At 68.4% G+C, this 11,118-nt stretch carries 11 protein-coding genes; 4 read left to right on the top strand and 7 right to left on the bottom strand.

What is annotated here, in order from left to right; genetic code table 11:
* The first annotated feature begins 668 nt into the window (after positions 1-668).
* Positions 669-1,322: a glutathione S-transferase family protein gene (locus Q344_RS0117040; protein WP_028287825.1), complete on the top strand. Its 654-nt coding sequence runs from the start codon at positions 669-671 to the stop codon at positions 1,320-1,322.
* An 84-nt stretch (positions 1,323-1,406) separates the two neighbouring features.
* On the opposite strand, the gene Q344_RS0117035 is transcribed toward Q344_RS0117040, so the two are convergent.
* Genes Q344_RS0117035 through Q344_RS0117005 form a run of 7 tightly spaced genes read right to left on the bottom strand, consistent with a single transcriptional unit; the run spans position 1,407 to position 8,023 of the window.
* Entirely contained in the window at positions 1,407-2,417 is a 1,011-nt protein-coding gene (locus tag Q344_RS0117035; RefSeq protein WP_028287824.1) for a TRAP transporter substrate-binding protein, read from the bottom strand.
* Between the two features lie 29 nt (positions 2,418-2,446).
* A complete protein-coding gene (locus Q344_RS0117030; RefSeq protein WP_028287823.1) occupies positions 2,447-3,733 on the bottom strand; it encodes a TRAP transporter large permease in 1,287 nt (428 codons plus the stop codon).
* Complete coding sequence (locus Q344_RS0117025; protein ID WP_028287822.1) at positions 3,730-4,287, bottom strand: TRAP transporter small permease; 558 nt, start codon at positions 4,285-4,287, stop codon at positions 3,730-3,732. Before Q344_RS0117025 ends, Q344_RS0117030 begins: the two co-directional genes overlap by 4 nt.
* A 40-nt stretch (positions 4,288-4,327) precedes the next feature.
* Entirely contained in the window at positions 4,328-5,185 is an 858-nt protein-coding gene (locus Q344_RS0117020; RefSeq protein WP_028287821.1) for an HpcH/HpaI aldolase/citrate lyase family protein, read from the bottom strand.
* Positions 5,185-5,640, bottom strand: a complete 456-nt coding sequence (locus tag Q344_RS0117015) for a MaoC family dehydratase (protein ID WP_028287820.1) — start codon at positions 5,638-5,640, stop codon at positions 5,185-5,187. Before Q344_RS0117015 ends, Q344_RS0117020 begins: the two co-directional genes overlap by 1 nt.
* Positions 5,641-5,650: 10 nt before the next feature.
* The gene (locus Q344_RS0117010) at positions 5,651-6,817 is read right to left on the bottom strand and encodes an acyl-CoA dehydrogenase family protein (protein WP_028287819.1); all 1,167 of its coding nucleotides are present in this window, start codon (positions 6,815-6,817) and stop codon (positions 5,651-5,653) included.
* Positions 6,818-6,820: 3 nt separating this feature from the next.
* Complete coding sequence (locus Q344_RS0117005; protein WP_028287818.1) at positions 6,821-8,023, bottom strand: CaiB/BaiF CoA transferase family protein; 1,203 nt, start codon at positions 8,021-8,023, stop codon at positions 6,821-6,823.
* 131 nt (positions 8,024-8,154) lie between these two features.
* Between Q344_RS0117005 and Q344_RS24260 the strand changes: the two genes are divergently transcribed.
* From Q344_RS24260 to Q344_RS0116990, 3 genes are all read left to right on the top strand, one after another.
* On the top strand, positions 8,155-8,931 hold the full coding sequence (locus Q344_RS24260) for an IclR family transcriptional regulator (RefSeq protein ID WP_051630715.1): 777 nt from the start codon (positions 8,155-8,157) through the stop codon (positions 8,929-8,931).
* A 314-nt stretch (positions 8,932-9,245) separates the two neighbouring features.
* Positions 9,246-10,760, top strand: a complete 1,515-nt coding sequence (locus Q344_RS0116995) for a class I adenylate-forming enzyme family protein (protein ID WP_028287817.1) — start codon at positions 9,246-9,248, stop codon at positions 10,758-10,760.
* Positions 10,761-10,823: 63 nt separating this feature from the next.
* Entirely contained in the window at positions 10,824-11,117 is a 294-nt protein-coding gene (locus Q344_RS0116990) for a DUF1330 domain-containing protein (RefSeq protein ID WP_028287816.1), read from the top strand.
* The last annotated feature ends 1 nt before the right edge of the window (position 11,118 follow it).

The raw sequence follows: 11,118 nt of genomic DNA, 5'->3' as shown, positions 1-11,118 counted from the left end.
ATCTGCTCCGACCCGAAGGCCGGAACCATTTCTGTTTGTTGTGCTTCAGGTTACCGAAGTAACGCAAAGCCGTCCAAACAGTGAAGCTGACACTCCATCATCGGATCATGGTGTCCACAAAGGACGATCCTAGGAGCGTAGATATGTGCAGTTGTTTGTTCATCGAAATGAACCAAACCGCCCACATATCTCTTCAGATACTCGCGATTTCAAAGAGCGTAGAGACAAAATCAAACTGGATGCGCCGTAACTTCCTGGCGCGCCCCGCCCAACCTTACCTCTGTTTTTCCCGTCAGGCCCTTCGAAGCATCCGCTCCGTCGTTCCGTCTGGCGTTCCGTTGTGCGCCTCAGCGCCGCCGGTGAAGGGCTATCTAGAGATGGCTTCGGTGACTCGCAAGCACTTTTTTGACGGAAGGCCGAAAAAAGTCGGGCGACCTAGCGGCACCCTGCCCTTCTGCCCGTCCCGGGGCGGCGGATACCCCTGTTTTCAGGGGATCCGCCTGCGACGCCCCTCTTGCCGGGGTCGAATTTCCTGCCGGCCCTACCCCGGGAACAGCCATCCGAGGCGGAATCGGCGCGGCCAGGGACGGGGCGGATTCGCCCGCAAGGCTTGCGGCCCGCCCGGCCCCGGGGACAATGCGCGGACCATCACCTTTCGGGAGGGCCCCATGATCCAGCTCTGGCATTGCAACAACGCACGATCCTTCCGGGCGCTCTGGGCCCTGGAAGAGCTCGGGCTGGATTACGAGCTGAAGATGCTCCCCTTCCCCCCGCGCGTGCTGCAGAGGGCGTTTCTTGCGGAGAACCCGCTCGGCACCGTGCCGCTGCTGGTCGACGGCGAGACGCGGATGACCGAATCCTGCGCGATTCCCGTCTACCTCGCGATGCGCCACGGCGGCGGCCGATTCACCGTGGCCCCCGGGCACCCGGAATACGGCGCCTATCTCAACTGGCTGCACCACGCGGATGCCACGCTGACCTTCCCGCAGACGCTCGTCCTGCGCTACGGGCGGCTCGAGCCGGAAGAGCGGCGGCAGCCGCAGGTCGTCGAGGATTACATGACATGGTTCCTCGCCCGTCTGCGGCTGGCCGAGGCCTGCCTCTCGGACGGACGGGACCATCTGCTGGAAGACGGGTTCACGATGGCCGACATCGCCGTCGCCTTCGCGGTCCAGTTCGCCCGAAGCCTTGGCCTGGGCGAGGCGCTGCCACCGGCCTGCAGCGCCTGGTTCGATCGCCTGACCCTGCGCCCGGGATACGTCCGGGCGATGGAGGCGCAGCGGGCGGCCGGGGCGGCGACGGGAATCGCCCCGGCGGTGTGATCCGGCCTCCGCAGACCCGCCGCGTCCATGCTCCGCACAGACCCCAGGGGGGGGGCCTGCGCGGGCATGGCCCGGGGCGCGGGCTCAGTTCGCCGGAAGGCCGGCGCGGAAGGCCTCGAGGATCTCCGTCCCGGGCTTGCCGCGGCCGTCGAGCTCGGCCGCCCATTCGTCACCGACGCTGGCCATGGTCTCCTCCAGCTTCGCGGCCTCCGCCTCGGGCAGGGTCACGAAGCTCACCCCGCCCTCCGCGATGGTCTGCTTGTCGCTGTCGGTCGCGGCGTCGGTCTCGGCGCAGCCGTTGAGCGTCGCCGCGGCGCCGGCCTCGGTCAGCGCGGTCTGGACGTCCTCGGGCAGGCTGTCGAATTTCGACTGGGAGATCATCCACGTCGCCACGAAGGAGCCGAAGTTCGCCCCCTCGGTCGCCGTCTCCAGATGGGGCACGAGGTCATAGGGCAGGATCGAGCCATGCGGGAAGGCGATCGCATCGACGGTCCCGCGCGACAGCGCCTCGCGCGCCTCGGGGGCCGGCATGGCGACCGGCACGGCGCCCAGCTTGGTCAGGGCGATCTGCTTGGCGGCGCCGGTCGCGCGCACCTTCTGGCCCTTCAGGCTGTCGAGGCCGGTGATCTCCTTCGCCGAGAAGATCTGATAGGGCGGCAGCACCAGCACGGCGAGCGCGCGGACGCCCTGCGGCGCGTATTCGGCCTGGTCGAGCGCGCCGCCGGGCTTGGCGATCTCCCAGAAGGCCTTCGTGCCTTCGCAGGAATTGGTGAAGGCCTCGGGCAGCTCCCCGACCGAGCTGAGCGGCAGCTTGTCGGCCACGTAGGACGCGCCGACATAGGCGATATCGGCGACACCGTCCTGGGCCAGCGACAGAAGGTCCTTCGCCTTGCCGAGCTGTTCGGCGGGGAAGTGCTCGAACGCGACCTTGTCACCGGTCTGTTCGCGGACCTGTGCCATCAGCGGCTCGAGCACGCCGCGGGTCATGTAATGGTCGACCGGCAGGCTGTCGGCGACGCGGAGCGTGATCTCCTGCGCCTGCGTGGCCAGGGCGCTTGCGCCGACCAGCAGGGCGGCCGTGAGTGTGATCTTCATGGGTCTTCTCCTCCTCGGTTGGGTCGTGGTCACTGCATCGTCGATGGCAGCCACAGGGTGATGGCGGGGAACGCGGCGAGGATCGCGATGACGATCAGATGCGCCCAGACATGGGGCGCCACGCCGCGGAACAGCTCGCCCAGCGGGCGGCGGGTGTAGCGGGCGACGACGAAGACGTTCATGCCCAGCGGAGGGGTGACCATGCCGACCTCGGCGGTCACGACGATCAGCACGCCGAACCAGACCGGGTCGAACCCCAGCTGGAGCACCAGCGGCAGGACGACCGGGACGGTCAGGATGAGGATCGCGATCTGGTCCATGAAGAAGCCGAGGATCAGGTAGCCCAGCAGGATCACGGCGAGAATCACCCAGCGGGAGGTCTCGAGAGCCCCGACCCAGGCGGTGATGTCGTTGGTGACCCGGGTGAGCGTGAAGAAGTAGCCGAAGATATGCGCGCCCATGATGATGAAGAGCACCATGCAGGTCGTCTGCGCGGCCGAGCGAAGCGCGCGCCAGAGCGCGGGCGCGGTGAGCTGGCGTTCCCAGGCGGCGATGAGCATGGCGGCGAAGGCGCCGATTCCGGACGCCTCGGTCGGGGTCGCGATGCCGGAATAGATCGTGCCGGTGACCGCGAAGAAGAGGATCAGGACCAGCCCGACCCGCTTCAGCGAGGCGAACTTCTCGCGCATCGTGTAGGACTTGCCCATCGGAGCGGCCGAGGGGTCGCGCCAGACGAGGAAGGCGATGGTGAGCATGATCGTGATGGTCACCATGATGCCGGGGATCACCCCGCCGACCAGCAGCGCACCGATCGGGATGTCGGCGATGATGCCGTAGAGGATCAGCGCGATCGAGGGCGGGATCAGCATCGCCAGCGTCCCCGAGATCGCGACCACTCCGCAGGCGAGCTTGGGCTCGTAGCCCTCCTTCAGCATCGCCGGGATCGAGGTCGAGGCGAGCGTCGCCGCGGCCGCGGTGGACGAGCCCGAGATCGCGCCGAACCCCGCACCCGCCAGGGCCGTGGCCATGGCCACCCCGCCGCGCAGGCGGCCGACCCAGACCGTCGCGGCCTTGAAGAGATCGTTGGCCACGCCCGAGATGATGACGAACTCCGCCATCAGGATGAACATCGGAATGGTGATGATCTCGTAGCTGCTCGCGGTCGAGAGCGGCGAGGTCTTGAGGATCCCCTGCAGGATCGGCCAGCCGCCGAACATGTAGAGCCCGGCGGCCCCCGACACCCCCATGGCGAGCGCCACGGGCAGACCGAAGACCAGCATCAGGACAAGGACGAGAAGGGCAATGGTGACACTCATTCGCCGTGCTCCCGGCTGACATTCGCGGTGATGGGCGGCGGCGGCACCTCGACCATGACGCGCCCGGTGACGGCCGAGGCGGCGTGGAAGATCGTGCGGAAGAGCAGGCGCAGGGCGAGCACGCCCATGCCGAGGGTGAGGACCGCATGCGCGACCCAGGTCGGGAACGGGATCACCGCGGCGATCCGGTCGTCCGCGAGGAAGGCGGATTGCGCCTCCCGGAACTCGAGCCAGGTGATCGCGAGGATCAGCAGGGTCGAGGCGGCGAAGCCCAGCGACTGGGCCGCGTGCCGCAGCCGGTGCGGGATGTAGGGCAGGAAGACGTCCAGCGCGATGTGCCCGTGGTGCTGCATCGTGTCGGACAGGGCGAAGAAGAACACCGTCCCCACGAGGTAGAGCCCGATGACGTCGTAGGACCAGACGAGCGGCGCGGCGAAGGCGTAGCGCATCACCACGTCCAGCACGACGATGCACATGATCGCGGCCATCGCCGCCGCCGAGACGGCGACGAGCGCCGTCTCGATCCTTGCCAATCCGGCCGAAAGACCGTTCATCGGCACCTGTTCTCCTCCCGGTGCGGCCATCGTTCCCCCCTCAGTCCCCGCGTTCCGCCGCCGCCATGATCTTGCGCGCGGCGCGTTCATGCGGCTTGTCGATCATCTGCCCGTCGATCCGGACCACCCCGGCCGACGGATCGGCCGCGAAGGCGTCGAGCACCTTCTGCGCCCAGGCGATCTCGGCCTCGGTCGGGGCGAAGGCCGCGTTGACCGCCGCCACGTGCTTTGGATGGATCACCGCCTTCGCGCCGAACCCGTCGCGGCGGGCCTCGGCCGCCTCCCGCTCGACCACGGACAGGTCGTCGAGCACGGCACAGATCGTGTCCACCGGCACCACCCCGGCCGCCGCCGCGCCGGCGAGGCAGAGGTTGCGGGCCAGGCGGAACGGCTCGTGATAGCCCTGCTTCGCCCCGTTCTCCCGCGCCCCGAGCGAGGCGGCGAGGTCCTCGGCACCCCACATCATGCCCCAGAGCCGCTCATCGACACCGGCGTATTGCCCCATGGTGAAGACCGAGGCGGCGGTTTCCGTCACGATGGCAAGGATGCGGGTCGGTTCCAGCCCGAGCGCCGCCTCGAAGGCGGCGAGGTAATGCGCCACCTTGCGCAGGTCCTCGGGGCCCTCGCATTTCGGCAGGACGATCCCGTCCGGCTGGTGCGGCATCACGGCGGCGAGGTCGGCGAGGGTCAGCCCGGTGTCCAGCGCGTTGACCCGCACGAAAAGCCTCGGCCCCGCGCGCGGCACGTCCAGCATGTCGCCCACGGTCTCGCGCGCCGCTTCCTTGGCCGGCAGCGCGACGCTGTCCTCGAGATCGAGGATCAGCGCGTCTGCCTCGCCGTCCCGCGCCTTGTCGAACTTCTTCCGGCTGTCGCCCGGCACGAAGAGGAAACTGCGCATCAGGCCGCCTCCCGCTTCTTCATCAGCGCCATGCGCTTGCATTGCGCGACCAGCGTGCCGTCCTGCTTGAAGCATCTGTGCTCGAATTCCACGAGTCCCTGGGTCGGGCGCGACCTGCTCTCGCGGACCGACAGCACGGTCGTCTCGGCGCGCAGCGTGTCGCCGTGGAAGACGGGGGCCGGGAAGGTCACCTCGGAAAAGCCGAGGTTGCCGATCGTGGTGCCGAGCGTCGTGTCCTGCACCGTCAGCCCGACCATGATCGCGAAGGTGAACATCGAGTTGAACAGCGGCCTGCCCCATTCCGTCCGGCTCGCGAAGTCGAAATCCACGTGCAGCGGCTGCGGGTTCATCGACATCAGGCTGAACGTCATGTTGTCGGATTCGGTCACCGAGCGGGTCAGCTCGTGCCGGAAGTGCTGTCCGACGCTGAATTCCTCGAAGTAGAGACCGGCCATCGGATCCTCCTCAGTAGCTTTTCGGCAGGCCGAGCACCTTCTCGGCGATGAAGCAGAGGGCGAGCTGCGGCGAGATCGGGGCGATGCGCGGGATCAGGCTTTCGCGCAGGTAGCGCTCGACGTGGTATTCCCTGGCGTAGCCGAAGCCGCCGTGGGTCATCACCGCCTGCTGACACGCGTTGAATCCCGCCTCCCCGGCGAGGTATTTCGCCATGTTGGCCGAGGCGCCGCAGGGCAGCCCGTTGTCGTATTCCCAGGCCGATTTCAGCGTCAGCAGCCAGGCCGCCTCGAGCTCGGACTGGCAGATCGCCAGCGGGTGCTGGATCGACTGGTTCTGCCCGATGGGGCGGTTGAAGACGTGGCGTTCCTTTGCATAGGCGGTGGCCTTGCGGAGCGCGGCAAAGCCCAGTCCCACGGCCTCGGCCGCGATCAGGATGCGCTCGGGGTTCATGCCCTGCAGGATGTATTCGAAGCCCCTGCCCTCCTCGCCGATGCGGTCGGCCTCGGGGATCTCGAAATCCTCGAAGAAAAGCTCGTTCGAATCGACCGCCTTGCGGCCCATCTTCTCGATCTCGCTGACCTTGATCCGGTCCCGGTCGAACGGCGTGTAGAAGAGCGACAACCCGTGCGTCGGCTTCTTCACCTCGTCCAGAGGCGTGGTCCGGGCCAGCAGCAGGATGTTGTCCGCGACCTGGGCGGTCGAGATCCAGACCTTCTGCCCGTTCACGACGTAGCGGTCGCCGCGCTTCTCCGCGCGCAGCTTGAGCTGCGTCGTGTTCAGCCCGGTGTTGGGCTCGGTCACCCCGAAACAGGCCTTCGCCTGCCCCTCGGCCATGGGGCGGATCATCCGGCGCTTCTGCTCTTCGGTGCCGAAGACGTCGACCGGCTTCAGCCCGAAGATGTTGATATGCACCGCCGAGGCGCCCGACAGCCCGGCGCCGCTCTCGGCGATCTCGCGCATCATGATCGCGGCCTCGGTCACGCCGAGCCCTGCCCCGCCATGTTCCTCGCGCGTGCAGATGCCGAGCCAGCCCTCCTTCGCCAGCGCGTCGTAGAAATCCGTCGGGAACCCGCCCTTGCGGTCCTTGTCGAGCCAGTACTCGTCGCCGTAGCCCGCACAGATGCGGCCCACCGCGTCCCGGATCGCCTGCTGGTCGTCGGTCAGTCGGAAATCCATGGTTCAGTCCTCTTGCGGCAGTTTCAGGGCCCCGGCCTCGACCAGGGCGGCAATGTCCTCGGGCGCGTAGCCGGCGCGGGCCAGCACCGTCGCGCCGTCGGCGCCCATGCCGGGCGCGGGCTTGCCGGGCCGGGCGGGCGAGCGGGAGAATTGCGCCGGCACCGCCATCTGGCGGATGCGCCCCTCGGTCGGGTGCTCGACGGTCTCGAAGAACCCGATGGCCTCCAGATGCGGGTCCTCCATCGCCGAGGCGTAGGAATGCATCGGCAGGGCCGGCACGTCGGCGCGGTCGAAAAGCTCCAGCCACTCGGCGGTGGTCCGGGTCTTCATGATCTCGCCCAGCTCCGCATAGACCTCGTCGATATGGGCCATCCGGGCGGCGAAGCTGGCATAGCGCGGGTCGGCCGCCGGCATCTCGGGGCGGCCGATCTCGCGGAAGAAGCGCTCCCAGTGCCCGTCGTTGTAGATCAGCGCGCAGACATGGCCGTCGCGTGTCTCGTAGGGCTTCCGGTCGGGCGAGAGGTGGCGGCGATACCCGCCCTCGTCCACCGGCGGATCGTAGGTCAGCCCGCCCATGTGATCGGCGAGGATCATCGAGGTCATCGTCTCGAACATCGGGACCTCGACCTTCTGGCCCAGCCCCGAGCGCGTGCGTTCGACCACGGCGGCCAGGATAGCGTTCACCGCCGACATGCCGACGATCCGGTCGGCGATCGCCGCCGGCACATAGGACGGTTTCTGCCCGGCGCGGATGAAGGAATGCGGAATGCCGGCGCCGCCCTGGATCAGGTCGTCATAGGCGGGCCGCCCGGCATAGGGGCCGCGCTGGTCGAAGCCGACGAGGGCGGCATAGATCAGGCGGGGGTTCGCCTCGGACAGCGCCTCCCACGACAGGCCGAGCCGCGCCATCGCCCTGGGGCGGACATTCGTCAGCAGGATATCGCAGTCCCGCGCCAGCCGCAGGACCACGTCGCGCCCCTCCGGCGTCTTGAGGTCGAGCGCGATGCTCTCCTTGGACCGGTTGGTGTTGAGGAACATCGCGCCCATGCCCGGCGACCGGGTCGGCAGGATCTGCCGCACGAGATCGCCCGAGGGCGCTTCGACCTTGATCACCTCGGCGCCGTAATCGCCGAGGATCTGGGTCGCGTAGGGCCCCATCAGCACCGAAGAAAGATCGAGGACGCGCAGCCCCTCGAGTGGTCCCATCTTGCCGTCTCCTCCCATTTGTTCACATATGTGGACAAATACAGCAATATATGGGACAACGTAGTCAGAGTTGCGCGGCGTTGTCAACGCGGCGCTGGATTGGACCGCCGAAAGCAGGTCAGAAGGGCGTCATGGCTGTCAGGCAGATCGAAAACACATTGGCCCTGCTGGAGTTCTTCGCGGAACGCCAGGAACCCGCGACGCTGGCCGACGTGGTCCGGCACTTCGGCTGGCCGCGCTCCAGCGCCTTCAACATGCTCTCGACGCTGGTCGAGGCCGGTTATCTCTATGAACCGCGGGCCCGGGGCGGGTTCTATCCCTCGTCCCGCTGGCAGCAGCTCGCCAGCGCCTTCGCCGAGGGCGAGCCGGTGCCCGATTCCCTGCGCAACATCCTGCGAAGGCTTTCCGAGGCGACGGGCGAGACGATCTGGGTCTCGGCCCCCTCGGGGCTCTTCGCGGTCTTTCTCGACGTGATCGAATCGCCCGCCGCGGTCCGCTACGCCGCCGCCCCCGGCAAGCGGGTGCCGATCCATGTGACAGCTTCCGGCCAGGCGCTGCTGTCGCAGATGCCGCAGCGCGATCAGGAGGTGCTTCTGCGTCGCGCGGAATACGGGGTCTGGGGGCCCGAGGCGCCCCGGGACATCGCGGGCGTGCAGAAGCTGATGCGCGAGGGCCGCGCGCGGGGCTGGTTCCGCTCGGCCTCCTATTACTCTCCCGACCTCGGGGGCGTGGCCGTGCCGGTGGTCCTCGGCGACCGGATCTATTCCGTCACCGTGGCCGGCCCGCTGTTCCGGGTCGCCGACAAGGCCGAGGAGCACGCCGCGGCGCTCTACGACGCCATCGCGGCCGAGCTGGGGCCCGACCACCTTGCCCGGACGCTCCGGGACATGCAGCCACTGGCGCGGTAGATGGTTCCGGACCCGCACGGCCCTCAGAATGGAACCGCCCGGCCGGAACCTGGCCGAGGGTTTCGGGCGCGGTTACAGCGCGGAAACTTGGCAATTCTTCGGACCATTCCCCCCGACGCCAAACCCATGACCAGTCGCCAGATGGAGGACGCCATGCAACCATGCAACCCCGGCCGGGGCCAACCCGGATCCCGCGCGCGGAACGCCAGGGGCCGTCCCGCGCGCGCGGCCGGCATGCGGATGCGTGTCCTTCGCCTTGTCCCCTGCATGGGCCCGGGTGTTGAGAACTGTTGCCCGTCACCGGAGCGCGCGGCATGAACCCCGCCGAATGGCTCGCGCGGACCGCGCAGCGGTCCCCGACGGCCCCGGCGCTGTTCCTCGGCACGCGACTGGTGGCGGATTACGCGGAATTCGCACGGCGCGCGGGCGCGATCGCGGCCGGGCTCACCGCACGGGGACTCGGGCCCGGCGACAGGGTGGCGATCTCCCTGCCGAACACGGTCGACTACCTGCCGATCTTCTACGGCATCCTCTGGGCCGGTGCGACCGCGGTTCCGGTCAACGGCAAGCTGCACGCGAAAGAGGCGGCCTGGATCGTTTCGCATGCCTCCGCCCGGCTGGTCTTCACGCAGGATGCGGGCGCCCTGAGCGCCACCGGCGACATCGGGGAGGCGGTCTGCATCGAACCGGCCTCGGCCGAGTTCGCCGCGATGCAGGCCGGAGATCCCCTGCCCCGGCCCGCGCCGATGTCGCAGGCAGACGCGGCATGGCTCTTCTATACCTCCGGAACAACCGGGCGGCCCAAGGGGGCGATCCTCACGGCGGGCAACCTGGCGGCGGCCTCGCTCTCCTACCTCGCAGATGTGGACGACGTGGCCGCGACGGATGCGGCGCTCTATGCCGCGCCGATGTCGCATGGGGCGGGGCTCTACAACTTCATCCATGTCCAGCGCGGCGCGCGCCACATCGTGCCCGAAAGCGGCGGGTTCGATCCGGCCGAGATCCTCGATCTGGCGCGGCAGATGCGCGGCATCTCGATGTTCGCGGCGCCCACCATGGTGAAGCGGCTCGTCGATGCGGCCAGCGCGGCGGGGGCGGACGGCGACGGGATCAAGACCATCGTCTATGGCGGCGGCCCGATGTACGTGGCCGACATACAGGCCGCGCTGAAGGTGCTCGGCCCGCGCTTCGTCCAGATCTACGGACAGGGCGAGGCGCCGATGACGATCACCGCGCTGTCGCGGGCCGACATCGCAGACAGTGACCACCCGGACTGGCTGCGCCGTCTGGGTTCGGTCGGGCGGGCGCATTCGGTGGCCGAGGTGCGGGTCCTGGACGAAACCGGGCAGCCCCTGCCCCCGGGCGAGGTGGGCGAGATCGCGGTGCGCGGCCCGCAGGTGATGCGCGGCTACCTCGACAACCCCGGAGCCGACGCGAAGACCCTGCGGGACGGCTGGCTCATGACCGGCGATCTCGGCCATCTGGACGCCGACGGCTACCTGACGCTGCACGACCGGGCCAAGGACCTTGTGATCTCGGGCGGGTCGAACATCTATCCGCGCGAGGTCGAGGAAGCGCTGCTGGAGCATCCCGCCGTCCGCGAGGTCTCGGTCATCGGCGCCCCCGATCCGGAGTGGGGCGAGATCGTCGTGGCTTTCGTGGTCTGCGCCGGAGCCGCGCCCGGGACGGGCGAACTCGACGCGGCCTGCACCGCGAGGATCGCCCGGTTCAAGAAGCCGAAGCGGTATGTCTTCGTGCCCGAGCTGCCCAAGAACAATTACGGCAAGGTGCTGAAGACCGCGCTGCGCGAGATGCTGCCGGAAGGCTGAGCGCGGCCCGGTACAAATGTCTGCTACACTGCCGACTTCGGAAACCAAGCGGGAGAACGCGCCATGCCGGCCTATGTCATCGGACAGATGCAGATCCACAACCGCGACTGGATGGAGGAGTATTTCGGACAGATCCCCGAAGTCGTCAGTCGCCACGCGGGACGCTTCATGGTGCGCGGAGGCGATCCGGAGCGGCTGGAAGGCGAGAGCGATCTGCCCGATGCGGCGTTCATCATCGCATTCCCCGACCGCGAACACGCGCAGGCCTTCTGGAGGTCCGACGACTTCCAGAGGCTCGCCCGGCTGCGGCGGTCCGGCTCCAGCCTGAACGCGATCCTCGTCGACGCGCTGGAATAGC

Source organism: Pseudooceanicola nanhaiensis DSM 18065 (assembly GCF_000688295.1).
Taxonomy (GTDB): Bacteria; Pseudomonadota; Alphaproteobacteria; order Rhodobacterales; family Rhodobacteraceae; genus Pseudooceanicola; species Pseudooceanicola nanhaiensis.
Note: the sequence above shows the minus strand (reverse complement) of the source record. Positions and strands in the feature narration are given on the sequence as shown.